We start from the raw sequence: 20781 nt of genomic DNA, 5'->3' as shown, positions 1-20781 counted from the left end.
GGGGGTACCCGCGCGCCGTTGCAGGTGTGATTCGGAAAGGGATGGAACAGGGGGATCGGCGTCACGATAGTCGCGACGGCGCGCACGCGCTGTGTCGCCGCCTGGGCGTGGTGATATGCCTGCTGCTGGCGCTGTGCTGCGCCAGTGCCGCCGCGCGCGCCGAACCGGCCGCGCCGCTGACCGAGCGCGCCGTGCTCGACCGTCCGGTGATCGCGCGCTGGACCATGGAAGAGGGGCTGCCGCACAACCTGGTGCACGCGCTGGCCCAGGACCGCGACGGCATGATCTGGGTGGGAACCTGGGAAGGCGTGGCCCGCTTCGACGGCCGCGCCTTCACCGTCTTCGATCGCCAGAACACCCCGGGCATGGAGTTGTCGGGCGTGTTCGCGCTGCTCGCCGAAACCGATGGCGGCATGCTGGTCGGCACCGCCTACGACGGCGTGTTCCGCTACGCCGCCGGGCGCTGGGAGCATCTGGGCGATGCGCGCGCGCAGCGCCTGCGGGTCACCGCGATGCTGCGCGATGCCGACGGCGCGCTGTGGGTGGGCAGCGAGGACGGCCTGTTCCGGATCGAGGCCGACGGCCGCCTGGTCGATGTCGGCACCGCCGCGGGGCTGCGCCGGACCCGCATCGCTGCGCTGTTGCGCTACCGCGATGCGGTGCTGGTGGGCACCTCGCAGGGGCTGTTCCGCCTGACCGCGCACGACACGCAGGCGCAACGCTGGGGCACGGCGGCGATGCGCACCGCCTCGATCCGGCGGCTAACCCCCGACCGTCACGGCGGCCTGCTGGTGGCCAGCGACGAGGGCGTGTTCTGGCTCGGCGGCAACGGCGAGCTGCAATGGCTGCGGCGCGGCCAGCGCGTCGATGCCGCGCTGCAGGACCAGGACGGCCAGCTATGGATGAGCCTGTCCAGCGGGCAACTGTTGCGGCGCACCGCCAACGGCGCCAGCGACGAAGTCCTGTCGATCTCCGGCGTGGTCAGCCCCGCGCTGATCGAGGACCACGAGGGCCTGGTGTGGGCCGGCAGCACCGACGGGCTGTTCCGTGTCGCCAAGGGCGACGCCGGCGGCCTGACCCGCCAGGACGGGCTCGGCAGCGACTACGTGCGCGTGGTCGAGCAGAACGCCGATGGCACGATCTGGATCGGCCACGCCGCCGGCGTGGACCGCTGGGAGGGCGGCCGCATCCGCGCGGTACGGCTGAGCGAGCGGCCGGGCCGCGATCCATCGGTGCTGGCGCTGGCCGCCGCCCGCGACGGCGGCATGTGGGTGGGCACTTACGACCAGGGCGTGCTGCTGCTGTCGGCCGACGGCACGATCCGGCAACGCCTGGGCGTGGCCGCGGGCGTGCCGCACTCCATGGTGCGCGCGCTGCTGGCCGATGCCGACGGCGGCCTGTGGATCGGCGGCAACGAGGGGCTGCTGTACCGCAAGGGCGATCGCACGCGGGCCTACGGCAGCGCCGACGGCCTGCCCGGGCGACAGGTGCAGGCACTGTACCGCGACCGCGCCGGCGTGCTGTGGATCGGCACCAATCAGGGCGTCGCCACGCTCGCGGGCAACGGCACGCTGCAGGCGCGGCCAAGCGGGCAGGGCTTCCCGGCGCAGAACGCCTTCGACTTCCTCGAAGATGCCGACGGCACCCTGTGGGTCGCCAGCGACCGCGGCCTGCTGCGGCTGCGCGGCGGGCAGTGGCGCATCTACGACCATAGCGTCGGTCTGCCGCGCGACAAGCTGTTCCGGCTGCTCGACGACGGCAACGGCAATCTTTGGGCGAACAGCAACCGCGGCGTGCTGCGCATCGCGCGTGCGCGGCTGGCGGAGCTGGACGCGGGCCAGCGCAGCACCCTGGCGGTGGACGTGGTCGACCGCAGCGACGGCATGCCCGGCGGGCAGGGCAACGGCAGCAGCGCACCGGCCGGCTGGCGCAGCCGCGACGGTGTGCTGCTGATCCCGACCTCGGCCGGGCTGGCGCTGATCGATCCGGCCCTGCCGAGCCGGCGCAACGTGCGAGCGCCGCCGCTGGTGATCTCGCATGTACAGGTGGATGGCGTGGCGCAGCCGCTGCGTGGCGAGTACCGCCTGCACGGCGGTGTCGCCCGGCTCGCGGTCGGCTATGCCGGGCTGAGCTTCCGCTCGCCGGACAAGGTGCGCTACCGCTACCGCCTGCAGGGATTCGACCGGCAGTGGGTCGATGCCGGCAGCAACGAGGAAGCCGTCTATACCAACCTGCCGTCGGGCAGCTATCGCCTGGACGTGCAGGCGATGACCAGTCCGCTGGACTGGTCGCGCAGCGAACGCATCGGCAGCGCCTCGCTGCAACTGCAACTGGTGCCGCCGTTCTGGGAGCGCTGGCCGTTCGTGGTGCTGGCGGCGCTGTGCGCGACCGGTCTGATCCTGTGGTGGTACCGCGGCCGCAGCCGTCGCTACCGGCGCCGCCAGCGCCGGCTCAACACCATCATCGCCGAGCGCACCCACGAGCTGAAGGCCAAGAACCTGGCGTTGAAGCTGGCCAATCTCGAACGCGAGGACCTGGTGCGCAAGCTCGCCTACCAGGCTGGGCACGATGCGCTGACCGGCCTGCCCAACCGACGCACCGGCGATCCCTATCTCAACACGGCGCTGGAGCGGGCGCTGAGCGCGCGCACGCCGTTGTGCGTGGCGCTGCTGGACATCGACCACTTCAAGAAGATCAACGACGCCTACGGCCACGAGATCGGCGACGAGGTGCTGCGCCGGGTCGGCGAGGCGCTGCGCGACAGCCTCGGCGAGCAGGCGTTCGCCGCGCGCCATGGCGGCGAGGAATTCCTGCTGGTGCTGCCCGGCCTGGACCAGGAGGCGGCGCGCGCGCGCCTGGACGCGCTGCGCCTGCGCGTGGCCGACCTGGTGCTGTACGCCGACGACGGCCGCGCGGTGCGCTTCACCGCCAGCATCGGCTTCGCCTGCCTGTCGCCGGCCCTGCGCACCCGCCGCGACCTGCTGGTGAAGGCCGACAAGCACCTGTACCAGGCCAAGCGCGAAGGCCGCGATCGGGTGGTCGGCTAGGCCGCTGCCGCAACCCGGACGCAGCGCGTCGGTGGCGCGGCGACGAACGTTGTGTGGGGAGCGCGCGCAGGCGCCAGGCAGGCGCCGCGAAGCGCGTGGGGCGTGGCAGTGGGGCGTTGCGCACCGCCGCATCGCTGCGGCGGGCGGGAGACGGCCGGCGCGGGTGCGCCGCCGCGGATCAGGCCTGCAGGCGCTGCAGCACCGCCTGCGTGGCGGCGTCGGTGGAGATGCCCTGGCCGGGCGCGGCGAGATCGGCGGTGAACGCCTGCGCGTCGAGCGCGGCATCCACCGCCTGCTCGATCGCCGCCGCCTCGGCTTCCAGGCCCAGCGAGTGGCGCAGCAGCAGCGCCGCGCTGAGGATGGTCGCGTAGGGGTTGGCGATGCCCTTGCCGGCGATGTCCGGCGCCGACCCGTGGATCGGCTCGTACAGGCCGATGCGGCCGTCGCCCAGCGAGGCCGACGGCAGCAGGCCCAGCGAGCCGGCCAGCATCGAGGCTTCGTCGGTGAGGATGTCGCCGAACATGTTCTCGGTGACGATCACGTCGTACTCGCGCGGCTTGGCCAGCAGGTGCATGGCCATCGAATCGACCAACTGGTGTTCCAGGCGCACGTCCGGGAATTCCTCGCGGCCGATGCGTGCGGCGACGTCGCGCCACAGCCGCGAGGTTTCCAGCACGTTGGCCTTGTCCACCGAGACCACGTGGTTGCGGCGCTGCCGGGCCAGGCGGAACGCGCTGCGCAACACCCGTTCGATTTCCGCGACGGTGTAGCGGCACAGGTCGCTGGCGTCGCTGGCGCTGCGGGTCTTGTCGCCGAAGTAGATGCCGCCGGTCAGTTCGCGCACCACCACGATGTCCACGCCCTGCAGCAGGTGCGGCTTGATCGGCGAGGCGTCCAGCGCCGCCTTGTGCGGCTTGACCGGGCGCAGGTTGGCGAACAGGCCCAGGCCGCGGCGGATCGCCAGCAGGCCCTGTTCGGGGCGCACCTTGGCGTTGGGGTCGGACCACTTCGGTCCGCCGACCGCGCCCAGCAGCACCGCGTCAGCGCCCTGGCAGGCGGTCAGCGTCGCCTCCGGCAGGGGCTCGCCGTGGCGGTCGATGGCGATGCCGCCGATGTCGTGTTCGTGGAACTGGACGTCGTGGCCGTGGCGTGCGGCGACGGCGCGCAGCACCGCGACCGCGGCGGCGGCGACTTCCGGACCGATGCCGTCGCCGGGCAGGACGACGATGTCAGCGTGCATGGGTGGCCTCGTAGCGTTCGATATCGGGTTGGCGCAGCAACAGGTAACCCATCTCGTCCACGCCTTCGAGCAGGCAGGTCTGCGAGAACGCATCGAGCGGGAAGGCGTAGACGCGGCCGTCGGGCGTGCGCAGCTCGCGCGCGGCCACGTCCACGGTCAGTTCGTCGTCCGGGCGCTGCATCAGCGTCTGCACGTCGTCCTCGGCCAGCACGATCGGCAGCAGGCCGTTCTTGAGGCTGTTGTTGCGGAAGATGTCGGCGATCTCGCTGCTGACGATGGCGCGCAGGCCAAGGTCGGTCAGCGCCCACGGCGCATGCTCGCGCGAGGAGCCGCAGCCGAAGTTGCGCCCGGCCAGCAGGATATGGCGGCCGGCGTTGTGCGCCTGGTTGAAGGCGAATTCCGGGTTCGGCGTGCCGTCGGCCTGCCAGCGCCAGTCGTTGAAGGCGTGGCGGCCGAGGCCGGCGCGTTCGGTGGTGGACAGGAACCGCGCCGGGATGATCTGGTCGGTGTCGATGTTGGTCTGGCGCAGCACCACGCTGCGCGAGGTGAGGGTGGCGAAGCCGGCCATCACGGGGTCTCCTGGGAAGCGACGGAGTCGGGGGCGGGCGCTGCGGCGTCGGCCACTGGCGGCGGCAGCGCCGCGGGCGGCACGTGCGGCGGCAGCAGCGGCTGGTGGCGGTGCGCGAAGGCGCGGGTGGTGGTGGCGACGAAGGTCAGCGTGGCCGCGAACGCGGCGATGTGCGACGCCATCACGCGACCTCCGCGAACAGCGCGCGCGGATCGCTGACCTTGCCGTTCACCGCCGCCCAGGCCGCGGTCAGCGGCGAGGCCAGCAGGGTGCGCGAGCCCGGGCCCTGACGGCCCTCGAAATTGCGGTTGCTGGTGCTCACCGCCAGCTGTCCCGGCGCCACCAGGTCGCCGTTCATGGCGATGCACATCGAGCAGCCGGACTCGCGCCATTCCGCGCCGGCCGCGCGCACCACCTCGTGGATGCCCTCGGCCTCGGCCTGGCGCTTGACGATCTCCGAACCCGGCACCACCAGCATGCGCACGTGCGGCGCCACCTTGCGCCCGCGCAGCACCTGCGCCACGGCGCGCATGTCGCTGAGCCGGCCGTTGGTGCAGGAACCGACGAACACCACGTCCACCGGCGTGCCGATCAGCGCGTGCCCGGCTTCCAGGTGCATGTAGTGCAGGCCCTTCTGCGCCGCCGGATCCTGTGCGGCCGGGATCGGCACGTCCACCGCGATCGCGGTGCCGGGGTGGGTGCCCCAGGTCAGGGTCGGGCGGATCTCGCGCGCATCGATGTGCACCTCGGCGTCGAAGCGCGCGCCGGGATCGCTGCGCAACTCCGACCAGCGCTGCACGGCGGCGTCGAAGTCGGCGCCCTTGGGGCCGCGCGGGGTGTTGGCGACCCAGTCGAAGGTGACCTGGTCCGGCGCGACCATGCCGGCACGCGCGCCGGCCTCGATCGACATGTTGCACAGGGTCATGCGCTGCTCCATGTCCATCGCTTCGATGGTGGAGCCGCGGTATTCCAGCACGTGGCCGGTGCCGCCGTTGACTCCGATCACGCCGATGATGTGCAGGATCACGTCCTTGGCGCCGACGCCCGGCGCCAGCGGCCCGTCGACGGTGATCGCCATGGTCCTGGCCTTGCGCTGCAGCAGGCATTGCGTGGCGAGCACGTGGCCGACCTCGCTGGTGCCGATGCCGAACGCCAGCGCGCCGAACGCGCCATGCGTAGAGGTGTGGCTGTCGCCGCAGACGATGGTCATGCCGGGCTGGGTGAAGCCCTGCTCCGGCGCGATCACGTGGACGATGCCGCGGTTGTCCGAGCCCATGTCGAACAGTTCGATGCCGTAGTCGGCGCAGTTGCGCGCGAGCATGTCCACCTGCGCCTCGGAGGCCGGGGTGTAGTACGGCAGCTTGCCGTCGGCGCCGCGCGGCAGGGTCGGCGTGGAATGGTCCATCGTCGCCTTGGTGCGGTCGGGCCGGCGCGGCGCCAGGCCGCGCGTCTTGAGCTCGGTGAACGCCTGCGGCGAGGTCACCTCGTGGATCAGGTGCAGATCGATGTACAGCACCGCCGGGGCGGCGGCGCTTTCGGGGACGACGACGTGCGCGTCCCACAGCTTGTCGTACAGGGTGCGGGGAGTGGCGGACATTGCGGAACTACCTGGCAGGAAAGCTGGGCGGGGAGGGCAAGCGAAGGCGAGCGTGCACGAGGACGATGACCGCGGCGTGGCCGCTCACGCCATCGCGTCGGCGGCGGCCGGCGCCGCCTGGCGCTGGCGCAGCACGCGGTTGGCCACGTCCAGCCAGGCCAGCGCGCTGGCCTCGATGATGTCGCGGCTGGTGCCGGTGCCGTCGTACTCGACCTCGCCGTGGCGCACGCTGAGGTTGGCCTCGCCGCGCGCGTCGGCGCCGATGCCGACGCTGTGCACCTGGTAGCTGTCCAGCACCAGCTGCACGCCGGTGGCGGCCGACAGCGCGGCGAACAGCGCGTCCACCGGGCCGTCGCCCTCGGCGCGCTCGCTGACCCGCTGGCCGTCCGGATCGGACAGCTCGACCTGCGCGCTGGCGCGCTGGCCGCGGTCGCTGACGGTCATCGACGACAGGCGGTAGCCTTGGCTCTCCGGCGCGTCCTGCATCATCGCCTGCAGGTCGGCGTCGTTGACCACGCGCTGCTGTTCGCACAGCGCCTTGAACGCGTCGAAGGCGATGTTCAGTTCGGCCTCGTCCAGCACGTAGCCGAGCGCACGCAGGCGCTGCTCGACCGCGGCGCGGCCGCTGTGGCGGCCCAGCACCATCTGCGAGGACTCCCAGCCCACGTCTTCCGGGCGCATGATCTCGTAGGTGCCGCGGTGGCGCAGCATGCCGTGCTGGTGGATGCCCGACTCGTGGGCGAAGGCGTTGCCGCCGACGATCGCCTTGTTGCGCTGTACCGGCATGCCGACCAGGCGCTGCAGCAACTGCGAGGTGGCGACGATGCGCGGGGTGTGGATCGCGGTGTCCAGTTCGTAGAACGCGTTGCGCACCTTCAGCGCCATCGCGATCTCTTCCAGCGCGCAGTTGCCGGCGCGCTCGCCGATGCCGTTGATGGCGCATTCCACCTGCCGCGCGCCGCCTTCCACCGCGGCCAGCGAGTTGGCCACGGCCAGGCCCAGGTCGTTGTGGCAGTGCGCGCTGAACACCACGCGGTCGGCGCCGGGGACGCTGGCGATGATCCGCGCGAACATGCCGCGGATCTCTTCCGGGGTGGTGAAGCCGACCGTGTCGGGCAGGTTGATGGTGGTGGCGCCGGCGGCGATCGCCACGCTGGCGACCTCGGCCAGGAAATCCTCCTCGGTGCGGGTGGCGTCCTCGGCCGAGAACTCCACGTCGTCCACGTACTGGCGCGCCAGCGCGACGTGCTTGCGCACCGACTCCAGCACCTGCTCGCGGGTCATGCGCAGCTTGTGCTCGCGGTGCAGCGGGCTGGTCGACAGGAACACGTGCAGGCGCGGATTGGCCGCCGCTTCCAGCGCCCGTGCCGAGGTCTCGATATCGGCGGCCAGGCAGCGCGACAGCACCGCCAGGGTCGGGCCGCGCACTTCGCGGCCGATCAGCGCCATCGCCTCGCGGTCGGACTGCGAGCTGGCCGGGAAGCCGGTCTCGATGATGTCCACGCCCAGCTCGGCCAGGGCGCGCGCCATCACCAGCTTCTGCGGCGGGGTCATGCTGCAGCCGGGGGATTGCTCGCCGTCGCGCAGGGTGGTGTCGAAAATGCGGATGCGGGGGGTCTGGGAAGAAACGGAAGTGTTCACCAGATGGGTTCCTCTACGGCGGCGTTGGCTTGCGGATGGGGATGCGGGGACGCGGCGATGCGGGCAGGAGCGGGCGGGGCGGGACGTTGGCTACGAAGTCGCTCGGCGCTGCGGCGGCGCGGCTTGCGCGGCGGGCGCGGGCGCACCTCCGACAGCAGCGTCGCCAGCACGCCGGCGTCGATGTTGCCACCGGACACCACCGCGCACTTGCGCTTGCCGGCGACGCGGCGCCCGGCCGCCAGGGCCAGCGCGCCGGCGCCCTCGGCGATGACGTGCTCCTCCAGCGCCAGGCGGACCAGCGTTTCGCGCAGTTCCGCCTCGCGCACGATCACCACATCGTCGAGCAGGCTGGCGCACAGCCGGCGGGTGATGAACCCGGGGATTTTAACCTTGACGCCGTCGGCCAGGGTGGGCACCGGATCCACGGCGCGGACGTCGCCGCGGATCGCCCGCGCCATCGAGTCCACGCCTTCGACCTGGGCGCCGACCACGCGCACGCCCTGCGAGCGCAGCGCCAGGGCCACGCCGGAGGCCAGGCCGCCGCCGCCGATCGGCACGATCACCACGTCCGGGGCGTGCGCGGCCAGCTCGATGCCGACGGTGCCCTGGCCGGCGATCACGTCCGGGTCGTCGAAGGCGGACAGGAAGCGGTAGCCGTTCTGTTCGGCCAGCTCGCGGGCGAAGGCGAAGGCCTCGTCGTAGCTGTTGCCGTGCTGGCGCACCGTGGCGCCCCAGTGCGCGACGCCGGCGATCTTGGTCTGCGGTGCGCCATGCGGCATCACCGTGATCGCCTGCACGCCCAGGCGGTGCGCCGCCCAGGCCACGCCTTGCGCGTGGTTGCCGGCGGAGGCGCAGATCACCGCGCGCTCGTCGCCGCGTTCCAGCCCGGCCAGCAGCGCATTGAGCGCACCGCGGACCTTGTAGGAGCCGGTGCGCTGCAGGTTTTCCAGTTTCAGCCAGACGCCGAAGCGCTCGGCGTAATGCACCGGCGTCGGCGGCAGATAGCGGCGCAGCCGCGCCTGCGCGGCCAGTACGTCGGCCACGCTGACCGCGACATGGCCTACGTCCGGGTCCTGCGGGGCGGGGATGTTAGACATGCGCTCGGGACCCGGGAAAAGCGGGTTCCCGGAGAAGCGACCTCCGTGGAAGAAGACACCTCCGCGCAGTCCTGGCTTTCGCGCGTCTCGCGCTGCGCCTGACGTCCGCGGCGACCGCCACGGGTCCCGAGTCCCGGGCCCCGGGTCCCGACCGCCTCATACCACCCCATCCAGCGCGGTCACGCGCACCGATTCGCAGTCGTAGACCTTCTCCATCTGCAAGCGCAAGGTCTCGCCGGGGCGGTTGCCGTCCACCACCAGCTGCAGGTGCCAGCGGCCGGCGTCCTCGGCCACCGGCGCGCCGCTGATCGAAATCGGCGCGAAGCCGCGGCGTTCGGCCATGCCGATCGCGCGCAGCAGGGCGCCGTCGATCGGTTTCAGCACCAGGTCAAGCTGGTAACGCATGTGTCGTCTCCTGGCGCTGGGCAGCGGGATTGCTTTCCAGCATGGTGCTGTTGGCGGTGTTCGGCGGCACCAGCGGCCACACGTTGGCGCGGGCGTCGATGGCCACGTGCAGCAGCGCCGGGCCCGGCTGCGCCAGCAGCTCGGCCAGCGCGTCGTCGACCTGGCCGCGCGCGGTGATGCGCTTGGCCGGGATGCCGAACACCTGCGCCAGCGCGGCGAAATCCGGGTTGTCCGAGAGGTCGATCTCGCTGTAGCGCTCGGCGAAGAACAGTTCCTGCCACTGCCGCACCATGCCCAGCGAGCTGTTGTCCAGCAGCACGATCTTCACCGGCAGCTTGCAGCGGGCGATGGTGACCAGCTCCTGCACGTTCATCATGAAGCTGCCGTCGCCGCTGACCAGCACCACGGTGCGGTCGGGGCAGGCGAACTGCGCGCCCATCGCCGCCGGCAGGCCGAAGCCCATTGTGCCCAGCGCGCCGCTGGTCAGGTGGTTGCGCGGGTGGTTGAAGCGGCAGTGCTGGGCGACCCACATCTGGTGCTGGCCGACGTCGCAGGCGATCACGGTGTCGGCCGGGGCCAGTTCGCTCAGCCGCTTCAGCAGGCCGGGCGCATAGATGTCCTGCCCGGGCGCGTCGTAGCGCGCGCCGAACTTCTCGCGATGGCCGACGCAGCGGGCGTGCCAGGCCTCGCAGGTGCTGGTCGCCGCGGACAGCGCACGCAGCGCCTGCGCCACGTCGCCGGGCACGGCGATGTCGGCCTGGCGCAGCTTGGAGATCTCGCAGGCGTCGGCGTCCAGGTGGATGACCCGTGCGAACGGCGCGAACTCGGCCAGCTTGCCGGTGGCACGGTCGTCGAAGCGCGCGCCGACCACGATCAGCAGATCCGACTCCTGCACCGCCATGTTGGCGGCGCGGGTGCCGTGCATGCCGAGCATGCCCAGGTAATGCGGGTGCGCGTGCGGCAATGCGCCCAGGCCGCGCAGGGTCAGCACGGTGGGGATGCGGGTGGCGTCGACGAACGCGCGGAACGCGTCCACCGCATCGCCCAGGGCGATGCCGCCGCCGCCGTAGATCACCGGCTTCTCGGCGCCGGCGATCGCCGCCAGCGCCTCGGCCAGCACCGCATCCTGCGGCGCCGGCGGGGTCGGCACCGCCGCTGGCACGTGCGCCGGCAGATGCGCGGCATCGGCCAGCTGCACGTCCTTGGGCAGGTCGATCAGCACCGGCCCCGGCCGCCCTTCGCGGGCGATGCGGAACGCGTCGCGCAGCACCTGCGGCAGGTCGTCCACGTGCCGCACCAGGAAGCTGTGCTTGACGATCGGCAGGGTCAGCCCGAACACGTCCAGTTCCTGGAACGCGTCGGTACCCAGCAGCGGCGTGGCGACCTGCCCGGTCAGGCAGATCATCGGCACCGAGTCGAGCATCGCATCGGCGATGCCGGTGACCAGGTTGGACGCGCCCGGACCGGACGTGGCGACGCACACGCCGACCCGTCCGCTGGCGCGGGCGTAGCCGTTGGCGGCCAGCGCCGCGCCCTGTTCGTGGCGGACCAGGATGTGCTTGAGCTGGCTGTCTACCAGCGCGTCGTAGAACGGCATGATGGTGCCGCCCGGATAGCCGAACAGCGTGTCCACGCCTTCGGCTTCCAGGGCCTGCGTCAGCCAGCGCGCGCCGTTGCGGGGCGTGCCGTGAGCGGAGGAGTTCATACGGTGGCGACCTTTCGGTGGAAGCGGGTGGGGGAGCCGCGGATTACGCGGCCTTGGTGCCGCCGGCGGCCGGTGCGGCAGCGGCGTCGCCGTTGAGCCACACCATCTTGGCGCGCAGCTGCTTGCCGACCGTTTCGATCGGGTGGTCCAGGTCGGCCTGCTTGAACTTCTTGTAGTTCGGCAGGCCGGCGTCGTATTCGGCCACCCAGTTCTTGGTGAAGGTGCCGTTCTGGATGTCGGTCAGCACGTCGCGCATGCGCTCCTTGGTGGCCGCGTCGATGACCCGCGGGCCGCTGACGTAGTCGCCGTACTGCGCGGTTTCGGAGACGAACTCGAGCATGCGGGTGATGCCGCCTTCGTAGAACAGGTCGACGATCAGCTTCAGTTCGTGCAGCACTTCGTAATAGGCGATTTCCGGCTGGTAGCCGGCTTCCACCAGCACTTCGAAGCCGGCCTGCACCAGCGACGAGGCGCCGCCGCACAGCACCGCCTGCTCGCCGAACAGATCGGTCTCGGTCTCTTCCTTGAAGGTGGTCTTGATCAGGTTGGCGCGCGCGCCGCCCAGGCCGGCGGCGTACTCCAGCGCGAACTGCTCGGCCTTGCCGCTCTTGTCCTGGTACACCGCCCAGATGCACGGCACGCCTCGGCCGATCTCGTACTCGCGGCGCACCAGCGCGCCCGGGCCCTTCGGCGCGACCAGCACCACGTCCAGGTCGGCGCGCGGCTTGATCATGTCGAAGTGCACGTTCAGGCCGTGCGCGAACAGCAGGCAGGCGCCCTGCTTCATGTTCGGCGCCAGCACTTCTTCGTACAGCTTCTTCTGCACCATGTCCGGGGTCAGCACCGCGACCAGGTCGGCGTCCTTGACCGCCTCGGCGGGGCTCTTCACCACGAAGCCGTCGGCCTGCGCCTTGGCTTCGGTCGGGCCGCCGGCACGCAGGCCGATGGTGACGTCGAAGCCGGACTCGCGCAGGTTCAGCGCGTGCGCGCGGCCCTGGCTGCCGTAACCGACGATGGCGATCTTGGTGGTGGGCTGGGCGGAACTGGTCATTGTGCGGATGTCCTTGAACGGTGTTGGAGTGGAGAGGGGTCTTGCATTCGTGGTCACTGAAACGAAAAACCCCGCGCCGTTGCCGGTGCGGGGTCTGATCGAATCCTGGCTGCTTGTCGCTTACACGCCGGTTCGTCCCGCACTTGTGGGCGAGGTAATAAGCACGAGTACGAGGAGCGACGCAGCAGCGTCCGCGCGCAACGCGGCGGGCTGGCGGGTCGACTTCGGGCGGGTGTGGCGCTGCAACATGCAGCGAGATAACCATGGGCTTTGCGCGACTGTCAACTGTGTTGCGGGCCTCCGCGGGCGAATGTGCCAAAAGCCGCGCCAGCACTGCATGGTTACGCATGAAACGGAGGTGGGGCAGGCGACGAATGGCGCCAATTGCGCGGAAATCCGGCCTTTGCGATGGCGCGATGTGAGCGCCTGCGCGGCGGCACCCGCCGCACTCGGGTACGGTGGGCGTCCCCTGTTCTCCGGAGAGCCGCGCATGTCCGTTTCGCTTCCTTCCCTGGCGCGCCTGGCGCTCGCGCTGGCACTGGCGACGTCGGTGCCGGCGCAGGCCGCCGACCGCATCACCGGCCAGCCGTTCGCCACGCGCTCGGAAGTGATCGCCCCGCACGCCATGGCCGCCACCTCACAGCCGCTGGCCACGCAGATCGCACTGGAGACCATGCGTGAGGGCGGCTCGGCGGTGGATGCGGCGATCGCCGCCAATGCCGCGCTGGGGCTGATGGAGCCGACCGGCAACGGCGTCGGTGGCGACCTGTTCGCCATCGTCTGGGATCCGAAGACGCAGAAGCTGTACGGCTACAACGGCTCCGGCCGTTCGCCGAAGGCGCTGACCCTGGCCGAGTTCCAGCGCCGCGGGTTGAAGGAGATCCCGGCCACCGGTCCGCTGCCGGTCTCGGTGCCCGGTGCGGTCGATGGCTGGTTCGCGCTGCACGAACGTTTCGGGCGCAGGACGATGGCGCAGAACCTGGCGCCGGCGATCCGCTACGCCCGCGACGGCCATCCGGTGGCCGAGACCATCGCCTACTACTGGGATCGCTCGGTGCCGCGGCTGTCGCAGTACCCTGGCTTCAAGGAGCAGTTCACCATCGACGGCCACGCCCCGCGCAAGGGCGAGCTGTGGAAGAACCCGAACCTGGCCGACACCCTGCAGCAGATCGCCGACGGCGGCCGCGACGCGTTCTACAAGGGCCCGATCGCGCGCACCATCGATGCCTACTTCAAGGCCAACGGCGGCTTCCTGCGCTACGAGGATCTGGCCAGCCACCACGGCGAATGGGTCGAGCCGGTGTCCACCAACTACCGCGGCTACGACGTGTGGGAACTGCCGCCCAACAGCCAGGGCATCGCCGCGCTGCAGATGCTTAACATCCTGGAGGGCTACGACTTCTCCAAGATCCCGTTCGGCTCGGCCGAGCACGTGCACCTGTTCACCGAAGCGAAGAAGCTGGCCTTCGCCGATCGTGCGCGCTTCTACGCCGACCCGGCGTTCCAGCCGGCGCCGCTGGCGCGGCTGATCTCCAAGGACTACGCCGCGCAGCGGCGCGCGCTGATCTCGATGGACCGCGCGCTGAAGGAAGTGCAGCCGGGCACGCCGAAGCAGTTGGAAGAGGGCGACACCATCTACCTGACCGTCGCCGATGCCGACGGCATGATGGTGTCGCTGATCCAGTCCAACTACCGCGGCATGGGCAGCGGCATGGCGCCGCCGGGGCTGGGCTTCATCCTGCAGGACCGCGGCGAGATGTTCGTGCTGCAGAAGGACCATCCCAACGGCTACGCGCCGCGCAAGCGTCCGTTCCAGACCATCATCCCCGCGTTCGTGACCAAGGACGGCAAGCCGTGGCTGAGCTTCGGGGTGATGGGCGGGGCGATGCAGCCGCAGGGCCACGTGCAGATCCTGATGAACCTGATCGACTTTCACATGAACCTGCAGGAGGCCGGCGACGCGCCGCGGATCCAGCACGACGGCTCCACCGAGCCGACCGGGCAGGCCACGGCGATGCGCGACGGCGGCGAACTGAACCTGGAAACCGGCTTCGCCTACGACACCATCCGCGAACTGATGCGCAAGGGCCATCGGGTGATCTTCGCCGACGGGCCGTACGGCGGTTACCAGGCCATCGCGCGCGACCCGGACAGCGGCGTGTACTACGGCGCTTCGGAAAGCCGCAAGGACGGGCAGGCTGCCGGTTATTGAGGGACGCCGCGCGCGGCGGCGTTCATTCCTGTGCGCGGGGCGCCGCCGCGTCTGCGTCGTCCCGCGCCGCCTGTTCGCGCGCGATCCAGGCCTCGATCATGTGCCTGGCGCGCTGCGCCTGGCGGCGTTGGCGGTTGGACTCGGCATCGAGCACGCGGTACAGCGATACGATCACCAGCACCATCAGCAAGGCGAACGGCAGCGCCGCGATGGTGATCACGCCCTGCAGCGCATCCAGGCCGCCGGCCAGCAACAGCACCGCGGCGATCAGCGCCACCGCCACGCCCCACACCAGCTTGCGCGCCAGCGGCGGGTCGCCGGCCTCGTCGGTGGACATGCTGGCCAGCACCAGCACCGCCGAATCGGCGGAACTGACGAAGAAGATCATCAGCAGCAACAACGCCACGCTCGACAGCAGCAGCGACCCCGGCAGGCTGTCGAACAGGGTGAACAGCACCGTCTCGTAGCCGTTGTGCAGCGCCTGCAGCATGTCCACGTGGCCGAACAGCTGCGACCACAGCGCGGTGCCGCCGAACACCGAGAACCACAGGAAGCCGAGCAGGGTCGGCGCCAGCACCACGCCGACGACGAATTCGCGCACGCTGCGGCCGCGCGAGACGCGGGCGATGAACGCGCCGACGAATGGCGCCCAGGCGATCCACCAGGCCCAGTAGAAGATGGTCCAGTCGGCCACCCAGCGGTCGCCGGAGAACGGCGACATGCGCAGGCTCATCGTCACCAGTTGATTGAGGTAGGCGCCCAGCGTGGTGGTGAAGGTGTCGAAGATGAAGCCGGTGGGGCCGAGCACCAGCACCGCGGCCAGCAGCAGTGCCGCCAGCGCCAGGTTGATGTTGGACAGCCACTTGATGCCGCGTTCCACACCGGTGCTGGTGGACAGCATGTACAGCACGAAGGCCACGCCGATCACCGTCAACTGCAACGGCACCCCGGCGTGCACGCCGAACACGCGCTGCACGCCGGCGGCGATCTGGATGGTGCCGAAGCCCAGGGTGGTCGCCACGCCGACCGCGGTGGCCACCACCGCGGCGATGTTCACGCACTGCCCGATCCAGCCGCGGTGATGGCGGCCGATGACCGGCTGCAGGATGTCGCTGATCAGCCCGCGGCCGTTACGGTTGTACTGGAACCAGGCCATCGCCAGGCCGATCAGCGCATACACCGCCCAGGGATGCAGACCCCAGTGGAAGAAGGCGTAGCGCATCGACGCGCGTGCCGCCTGCATGCTCTCCGGCGCCAGCCCCTCCGGCGGTTTGAGGAAATGCGAGATCGGCTCGGCCGCACCCCAGAACACCAGGCCGATGCCCATGCCGGCGGCGAACAACATCGACAGCCAGCTCCCGCGCGAGAAATCCGGCTCGGCGTCTTCGCCGCCGATGCGCAGGTTGCCGAAGCGACCGAACGCCAGGTACAGCAGGAAGCTCAGGGTCAGGAACACGATCAGCAGGTACAGCCAGCCGGCACTGCGGATCACGTCCGTCAGCGCGGTCTGCACCACGTCATTGAAGGGGCCGGGGGCAACGCCGGCGATCAGGACCAGCAGCGCCACCAAGGCGATGGAAATGCGAAACACCATGGGGGCGTGTCTCCAGTCGTGGAACGGATGAGAGGCGCTACGGCCGTCAGACCGACCCACGGCAAACGGGCGGGGAGACGACGCAGCGGGTCTGCACCGGCGTCGCGTCGCGCCCATGGCGTGTGGCCTGCCGCATCGCAGTGCCGGTGCACTGCACGGTCGCGCCACATCGAACGTTTGGCGCCAAATCCAGGAGCGGTCGGGCGTTGCGATGGCCCCATGTTCGCGAAGACGACGTCATGGTCGTGTCGTCGGCAGGTCTGCCGATGCGCATCCCTTGCATGATGGTGATCCCGGTTGGAGCGTGTGTCGCTGCGAGGGCGCGGCAGGAGCCGATACCATGGCCGCAGCACTGAGGAAGACGCCGATGGCCTTGTTCTCACGCAGTCCCGATGCCGACGCCGCGCCCATTGCCGGTTTGCCGGATGCCCCGATCGCGCTGTTGCGGCTGGAGCCCGACGGTCGCGTGAGTGCCGCCAACCGTGCCGCCCTGGACCTGCTGGGCGTCTCGGCCGAAACGCTGCTCGGCGCCGCCAGCGAGGCGGTCTGGGGCTTGCCGCTGTCCGCCCTGGTCGACAGCGAAGGCAGTTGGCAGGCGCCGGGGGGCGATCCCGCGCGCCGCGTGCGCTACCAGCGCGACCGCGATCGTGGCGGTCAAGGCTGGCTGCTGTCGCTGCCGCATCCGGAAACCGCGGCACTGTTGCGCGACGTCGCGCTGCTCGCCGAGGGCCAGCCGCAGGGTGCGACCAGCCCGGCGCTGCAGGCGGTGGCGCAGCGGATCCAGGAGGGCGTGACGGCGCAGGCGCTGCTCGATCGGGTCGGCGAGCGGCTGACCGGCTGCGATCTGGATCTGGGGCTGCACACGCCGCTGTCGGCGCAGGAGGCCGAGGCGATGCCGGGGCGGCGCCTGTCGGCCGGTTTCGGCAACCTGGCCGAGGCGATCCGCCAGGCGGTGGCGCTATCGCTGCAGATCGCCGCCGACGTGCCGCACGTGGTCGCCGAGAACGACGAACTGGCGCGGCAATCGCAGACCCAGCTCGATGCGCTGCAGACGGTGCTCGCCACCACCCGGCAATTGCTGCAGAGCCTGCACGAGATGGATCGCGACCTGCGCGCGGTGATCGCGGTGGCGGCCAGCGCAGACGACAGCGCCCGCCAGGGTGTGGAGGCGGCGCGCATCCTCGGCCAGGCGATGCAGGAGGTGGCGCGGCGTTCGGCGCGCGCCAACCAGGTCATCGAGGTGATCGATGCGGTCGCGTTCCAGACCAACATCCTCTCGATCAACGCCAGCATCGAAGCAGTGCATGCCGGCCCGGCCGGGCGCGGTTTCGCGGTGGTCGCCACCGAAATCCGGCAACTCGCCGAACGCGCTGCCACCGCGGCACGCGACGTGCGCAGCATCATCGGCGAGACCGGCACCGCCCTGCAGGACAGTGCGGCCTCGGCGCAGCGCACCGAGCAGGTGCTGGGCGGCATCGGCGCGTTGCTCGGCCGCGCCAGTGCGGCGATGGAGGCGGTGGCCGGCCGCATCGCCACGCAGAGCGGAGAGATCGGCGGCATCGACCGTGCCATCGAGCACGTGGTCGGACTCAGCCGCAGCAATCTGCAGCACGCCGCGCAGGTGGTGCAGCGCAGCGCCGACCTGGCCGCGGGCAGCGACACCCTGCACGACTGCGTGAATCTGTTCCGGCTGCCCGCCGATCCGATGCGCCAGCCACGGCATGCGCGCGTGCGCGATCTGGCCCAGGCCGCTGCGGTCAGCGTCGGCCTGGCCTTCGAGGCAGCGCTGATGCGCGGGCGCATCGGCGAGGAGGCGTTGTTCTCTACCGAGTACGTGCCGATCCCCGGCATCGACCCGCCCAAGTACCGCACCGCGTTCGATGCGTTGTGCGACGAGCTGTTGCCGCCGCTGCAGGAGCCGCTGCTGGCCGCGCATCCGTGGATCGTGTTCGCGATCTGCGCGAACGTCGACGGTTACGTGCCGACCCACAATCTGCGCTTCAGCCAGCCGCTCAGTGGCGACCGCGCGCGCGACCTGGTCGGCAACCGCAGCAAGCGCATCTTCGCCGACCGGGTCGGCCGCAATGTCGGCCGCCACACCGAGCCCTATCTGCTGCAGGTGTATCGGCGCGATACCGGGCAGATCCTGTTCGACCTGTCGGTGCCGGTGCATGTCCGCGGGCGCCACTGGGGCGGCTTGCGCGTGGCCTACATGCTGGAATGAGCCGGCGCGCGCGTTGGCAAAAAAATGCCGCCGGCAGTGCCGGCGGCGATGAGAGAGAGCTCTGATTCTTGTGCGCGCAGGCTAGGCAGGCCACGTGGCTGCGGTTTGTCGCCGGCGCCGCCGCGTGTGGCGGTGCTGACACATGCGCGCGGCGGCTGTGCCGGCGTTCAGCCGCATTGGTTGGCGGCGAGCGGCGGAAACGGGTCTAATAGCCGCAGAAGCGGGGGTACCGCCGGCGCAGGCCGCGGTTGAGACAGTCCCTTCGAACCTGATCCGGTTGATACCGGCGTAGGGAAGCTTCGCAAGTCCGCTGCGGGCGCGTGCGCGTCCGGGGCGGGCCCGCGCCGCCGCTTCGTCCGAGATGCGAGTCCGCTCGCACCCGTCCCGCTTCCCCTGCGGGTCACTTGAACCAGGACGAACGCCGATGAACGCCGTACCCAATCCGCTGCAGCAGCAGACCGACACCTTGTCCGCGGCGGTGACCCGCCCGATCCCCGGTTCGCGCAAGATCTTCGTGCAGGGCTCGCGCGCCGATCTGCAGGTGCCGATGCGCGAGATCGCGCTGACCCGCACGCCCACCGTGTTCGGCGGCGAGGAAAATGCCCCGATCACCGTCTACGACACGTCCGGGCCGTACACCGACCCGCAGGCGCGGATCGATCTCGGCGCCGGCCTGGCGCCGCTGCGCGCCGCCTGGATCGCCGAGCGCGGCGACAGCGTGGCGCTGGCCGGGCTCAGTTCGCAGTTCGGGCGCGCGCGCGAGGACGATGCGCGCCTGCAGGCGGTGCGCTTCCCGGCACGGCGTCTGCCGCGACGCGCCCGCGACGGCGCCAACGTCACCCAGATGCATTACGCACGGCGCGGCATCGTCACCCCGGAAATGGAGTTCGTGGCGATTCGGGAGAACCAGCGCCTGCAGGACCTGCGCGATGCGCAATTGCGCATGCAGCATCCCGGCGAAGCGTTCGGCGCCGCCATCCCGCAGCAGATCACGCCCGAGTTCGTGCGCGACGAGATCGCCCGCGGCCGCGCCATCCTGCCGTGCAACATCAACCATGCGGAAAGCGAGCCGATGATCATCGGCCGCAACTTCCTGACCAAGATCAACGCCAACATCGGCAACAGCGCGGTCAGTTCCGGCATCGCCGAGGAAGTGGAGAAACTGGTGTGGGCGATCCGCTGGGGCGGGGACACGGTGATGGACCTGTCCACCGGCAAGCACATCCACGAGACCCGCGAATGGATCGTGCGCAACTCGCCGGTGCCGATCGGCACCGTGCCGATCTACCAGGCGCTGGAGAAGGTGGATGGCCGCGCCGAGGAACTGACCTGGGAAATCTTCCGCGACACCCTGATCGAGCAGGCCGAACAGGGCGTGGACTACTTCACCATCCATGCCGGCGTGCTGCTGCGCTACGTCCCGCTGACCGCCAAGCGCGTCACCGGCATCGTCTCGCGCGGCGGCTCGATCCTGGCCAAGTGGTGCCTGGCGCATCATCGCGAGAACTTCCTCTACACCCACTTCGAGGATATCTGCGAGATCATGAAGGCCTACGACGTGGCCTTTTCGCTGGGCGACGGCTTGCGCCCGGGTTGCATCGCCGACGCCAACGACGCCGCCCAGTTCGGCGAACTGGAAACGCTGGGCGAACTGACCAGGCTCGCCTGGAAGCACGACGTGCAGACCATGATCGAGGGCCCCGGCCACGTGCCGATGCAATTGATCAAGGAGAACATGGACAAGCAACTGCGCGAGTGCGGCGAGGCGCCGTTCTACACGCTGGGGCCGCTGACCACCGACATCGCGCCCGGCTACGACCACATCACCTCGGCGATCGGTGCGGCGATGATCGGCTGGTTCGGCACCGCGATGCTGTGCTACGTCACGCCGAAGGAGCATCTGGGCCTGCCCAACCGCGCCGACGTGCGCGACGGCATCATGGCCTACAAGATCGCCGCGCACGCCGCGGACCTGGCCAAGGGCCATCCCGGCGCGCAGGTGCGCGACAACGCCTTGTCCAAGGCGCGCTTCGAGTTCCGCTGGGACGACCAGTTCCATCTCGGCCTGGATCCGGAGAAGGCGCGCGAGTTCCACGACGAGACCCTGCCCAAGGACGCGCACAAGCTGGCGCATTTCTGTTCGATGTGCGGACCGCACTTCTGTTCGATGAAGATCACCCAGGACGTGCGCGACTACGCCGCCGAGCACGGGGTCGACGCGGAAGCGGCGCTGCAGGCCGGCATGGCCGAGAAGTCGGCGCAGTTCCTGGCGGCTGGCGCGCAGGTGTACCGCGCCGAGTGAGCTGTCGAGGTCTGCACGTGTGCGCACGCGCCGGTCCAACGCCAAGCCTGCCGTGCGCTCGCATGGCAGGTGCGGCCGGCATCTTCGGTCGTGACGAC

Annotated in this window: 14 protein-coding genes and 1 riboswitch; of the genes, 4 read left to right on the top strand and 10 right to left on the bottom strand. The window is 70.6% G+C overall.

Going from position 1 to position 20781, the window contains the following annotated elements; all coding sequences use genetic code 11:
- Positions 1-110 precede the first annotated feature (110 nt).
- Positions 111-3047, top strand: a complete 2937-nt coding sequence (locus tag CEK66_RS02590) for a ligand-binding sensor domain-containing diguanylate cyclase (protein WP_226978471.1) — start codon at positions 111-113, stop codon at positions 3045-3047.
- 178 nt (positions 3048-3225) lie between these two features.
- Here CEK66_RS02590 and leuB read toward each other — a convergent pair whose 3' ends face one another.
- From leuB to ilvC, 9 genes are all read right to left on the bottom strand, one after another.
- The gene (gene leuB, locus CEK66_RS02585; protein WP_152235853.1) at positions 3226-4287 is read right to left on the bottom strand and encodes a 3-isopropylmalate dehydrogenase; all 1062 of its coding nucleotides are present in this window, start codon (positions 4285-4287) and stop codon (positions 3226-3228) included.
- The gene (gene leuD / locus CEK66_RS02580) at positions 4277-4855 is read right to left on the bottom strand and encodes a 3-isopropylmalate dehydratase small subunit (RefSeq protein WP_152235852.1); all 579 of its coding nucleotides are present in this window, start codon (positions 4853-4855) and stop codon (positions 4277-4279) included. Before leuD ends, leuB begins: the two co-directional genes overlap by 11 nt.
- Positions 4855-5037, bottom strand: coding sequence for a hypothetical protein (locus CEK66_RS02575; RefSeq protein ID WP_152235851.1), 183 nt, complete (start codon positions 5035-5037; stop codon positions 4855-4857). The genes leuD and CEK66_RS02575 overlap by 1 nt, the downstream gene beginning before the upstream one ends.
- A complete protein-coding gene (gene leuC, locus CEK66_RS02570; RefSeq protein ID WP_019801584.1) occupies positions 5037-6452 on the bottom strand; it encodes a 3-isopropylmalate dehydratase large subunit in 1416 nt (471 codons plus the stop codon). Before leuC ends, CEK66_RS02575 begins: the two co-directional genes overlap by 1 nt.
- An 84-nt stretch (positions 6453-6536) precedes the next feature.
- Positions 6537-8093, bottom strand: a complete 1557-nt coding sequence (locus CEK66_RS02565; RefSeq protein ID WP_152235850.1) for a 2-isopropylmalate synthase — start codon at positions 8091-8093, stop codon at positions 6537-6539.
- Positions 8090-9190 carry a threonine dehydratase gene (locus tag CEK66_RS02560; RefSeq protein ID WP_152235849.1) on the bottom strand — a complete coding sequence of 367 codons (1101 nt, stop codon included), beginning with the start codon at positions 9188-9190 and terminating at the stop codon, positions 8090-8092. Before CEK66_RS02560 ends, CEK66_RS02565 begins: the two co-directional genes overlap by 4 nt.
- Before the next feature lie 156 nt (positions 9191-9346).
- The gene (locus tag CEK66_RS02555) at positions 9347-9595 is read right to left on the bottom strand and encodes an ACT domain-containing protein (protein ID WP_017910519.1); all 249 of its coding nucleotides are present in this window, start codon (positions 9593-9595) and stop codon (positions 9347-9349) included.
- Positions 9579-11300 carry an acetolactate synthase 2 catalytic subunit gene (gene ilvG, locus CEK66_RS02550; protein WP_148829587.1) on the bottom strand — a complete coding sequence of 574 codons (1722 nt, stop codon included), beginning with the start codon at positions 11298-11300 and terminating at the stop codon, positions 9579-9581. Before ilvG ends, CEK66_RS02555 begins: the two co-directional genes overlap by 17 nt.
- A gap of 43 nt (positions 11301-11343) precedes the next feature.
- Positions 11344-12351 (bottom strand): ketol-acid reductoisomerase, encoded by a 1008-nt coding sequence (gene ilvC, locus CEK66_RS02545; protein WP_010343386.1) that lies wholly within the window; start codon positions 12349-12351, stop codon positions 11344-11346.
- Positions 12352-12841: 490 nt separating this feature from the next.
- On the opposite strand from ilvC, the gene ggt reads away from it, so the two are divergent.
- Positions 12842-14563 carry a gamma-glutamyltransferase gene (gene ggt, locus CEK66_RS02540; RefSeq protein WP_226978470.1) on the top strand — a complete coding sequence of 574 codons (1722 nt, stop codon included), beginning with the start codon at positions 12842-12844 and terminating at the stop codon, positions 14561-14563.
- Between the two features lie 22 nt (positions 14564-14585).
- Here the strand turns inward: ggt and CEK66_RS02535 are convergent, their stop codons facing one another.
- Positions 14586-16157, bottom strand: a complete 1572-nt coding sequence (locus CEK66_RS02535) for a BCCT family transporter (RefSeq protein WP_017914891.1) — start codon at positions 16155-16157, stop codon at positions 14586-14588.
- 367 nt (positions 16158-16524) lie between these two features.
- Here CEK66_RS02535 and CEK66_RS02530 point away from each other — a divergent pair, with 367 nt between their 5' ends.
- Positions 16525-18381: a methyl-accepting chemotaxis protein gene (locus CEK66_RS02530; protein ID WP_152235848.1), complete on the top strand. Its 1857-nt coding sequence runs from the start codon at positions 16525-16527 to the stop codon at positions 18379-18381.
- 212 nt (positions 18382-18593) lie between these two features.
- Positions 18594-18694: riboswitch (TPP riboswitch) on the top strand.
- A 111-nt stretch (positions 18695-18805) separates the two neighbouring features.
- Complete coding sequence (gene thiC, locus CEK66_RS02525; RefSeq protein ID WP_152235847.1) at positions 18806-20683, top strand: phosphomethylpyrimidine synthase ThiC; 1878 nt, start codon at positions 18806-18808, stop codon at positions 20681-20683.
- Positions 20684-20781 lie beyond the last annotated feature (98 nt).

Origin of the sequence: Xanthomonas sp. LMG 12460, assembly GCF_009192895.1 — a bacterium.
In the GTDB taxonomy this organism is placed as follows: domain Bacteria; phylum Pseudomonadota; class Gammaproteobacteria; order Xanthomonadales; family Xanthomonadaceae; genus Xanthomonas_A; species Xanthomonas_A sontii.
This window is presented reverse-complemented; position numbering and strand designations above follow the sequence as displayed.

Bases quoted from the DNA above. Each gene is read 5' to 3' on its own strand.
- ilvC (WP_010343386.1), bottom strand. From the start codon at position 12,351: ATGACCAGTTCCGCCCAGCCCACCACCAAGATCGCCATCGTCGGTTAC.
- CEK66_RS02535 (WP_017914891.1), bottom strand. From the start codon at position 16,157: ATGGTGTTTCGCATTTCCATCGCCTTGGTGGCGCTGCTGGTCCTGATC.
- CEK66_RS02575 (WP_152235851.1), bottom strand. From the start codon at position 5,037: ATGGCGTCGCACATCGCCGCGTTCGCGGCCACGCTGACCTTCGTCGCC.
- ilvG (WP_148829587.1), bottom strand. From the start codon at position 11,300: ATGAACTCCTCCGCTCACGGCACGCCCCGCAACGGCGCGCGCTGGCTG.
- ggt (WP_226978470.1), top strand. From the start codon at position 12,842: ATGTCCGTTTCGCTTCCTTCCCTGGCGCGCCTGGCGCTCGCGCTGGCA.
- CEK66_RS02530 (WP_152235848.1), top strand. From the start codon at position 16,525: ATGGCCTTGTTCTCACGCAGTCCCGATGCCGACGCCGCGCCCATTGCC.
- leuB (WP_152235853.1), bottom strand. From the start codon at position 4,287: ATGCACGCTGACATCGTCGTCCTGCCCGGCGACGGCATCGGTCCGGAA.
- CEK66_RS02555 (WP_017910519.1), bottom strand. From the start codon at position 9,595: ATGCGTTACCAGCTTGACCTGGTGCTGAAACCGATCGACGGCGCCCTG.
- thiC (WP_152235847.1), top strand. From the start codon at position 18,806: ATGAACGCCGTACCCAATCCGCTGCAGCAGCAGACCGACACCTTGTCC.
- leuC (WP_019801584.1), bottom strand. From the start codon at position 6,452: ATGTCCGCCACTCCCCGCACCCTGTACGACAAGCTGTGGGACGCGCAC.
- leuD (WP_152235852.1), bottom strand. From the start codon at position 4,855: ATGGCCGGCTTCGCCACCCTCACCTCGCGCAGCGTGGTGCTGCGCCAG.
- CEK66_RS02560 (WP_152235849.1), bottom strand. From the start codon at position 9,190: ATGTCTAACATCCCCGCCCCGCAGGACCCGGACGTAGGCCATGTCGCG.